Origin of the sequence: Falsiroseomonas sp. (assembly GCF_030695085.1) — a bacterium.
In the GTDB taxonomy this organism is placed as follows: Bacteria; Pseudomonadota; Alphaproteobacteria; order Acetobacterales; family Acetobacteraceae; genus Falsiroseomonas.
Genome location: NZ_JAUYTS010000146.1, coordinates 1 through 1,006, shown reverse-complemented (window position 1 = coordinate 1,006; position 1,006 = coordinate 1). Strand labels below are relative to the sequence as shown.

Here is a 1,006-nt window from a genome sequence, read left to right as displayed (position 1 = left end):
TATGAGGTCGATATGCGGCTGCGGCCCGGTGCGGCCAAGGGCCCGGTGGCCCTGCGGCTTTCAGCCCTGGATGACTATTACGCCACCCAGGCCGACACTTGGGAGTTCATGGCCCTGACCCGCGCCCGCGTGGTCTGGAGCGACGACACCGCCTTCGCGGCCCGGACGACCGCCTTGCTGGAGACAATCCTGCGGCGGCCGCGGCCGGGGATCGACGTCGCCGGCGACGCGCGGCGGATGCGCGATCTGATGGCGCGCGAGCGGCCGGGGCAGGGGTTCTGGGATCTCAAACGCATCCCCGGCGGCCAGATCGACGCCGAATTCGTCGCCCAGGTGCGTCAGTTGACGGTCGCGCGCGCGGGCGGGCGGTTGACGGTTTCGACCCTGGAGGCGCTGGCGGAGGATCCCTCCCTGGCCGAGGCCTGGCGGCTGCAGCAGGCGCTGGGTCAGATCCTCGGCGCGGCCTTCGACGATCGGCCCGATCCGGACGAGGAGCCCGAAGGCTTTCAGCGCCGGCTCGCCGCCGCCGCCGGCCTGGCGGACTATGCGGCCCTGAAGGTGCGGCTGGCCGAGGTTCGCGCGGCCGCCCGGACGGCCTTCGACACAGTGCTTCCTCCCCTCCGCGACGGAGACTGAGCTCTCCCCCGTTACACTCACGGACAGGGAACAGGCCGCTTCGGCGGCGCAGGAGATCATCGAGATGAAAAAGACCCTTCTGGTTGGCGGCCTCGCCGCTCTCACACTCGCCGCCGGCGGCGGCGTCGCCTTCGCCCAGCAGCCCGCCGATGGCGCTGATCGCCTCAGCCGGGCGGAATTCGTGGCCCAGCGGGTGCAGCGCCTGACCGCCGCCGATGCGAACGGCGACGGGATCGTCACGGCCGAGGAAATGCGGGCTGCGGTCCAGGCCCGGAGGGCCGCCGGCGCGGCCGCCCGCTTTGATCGTCTGGACGCCAACGACGACGGTGTGATCAGCCGCTCCGAGTTCGACGCCGCGCGCGAGGCGCGC

The 1,006-nt window shown here is 72.3% G+C and carries 1 protein-coding gene and 1 pseudogene; both read left to right on the top strand.

From position 1 onward, the window contains the following. Positions 1-636: pseudogene (locus Q8S40_RS15720) on the top strand (hypothetical protein); the annotation flags it as partial. 64 nt (positions 637-700) lie between these two features. After that, the coding region (locus tag Q8S40_RS15715) for a hypothetical protein (RefSeq protein ID WP_371136845.1) at positions 701-1,006 on the top strand (306 nt) is incomplete at its 3' end.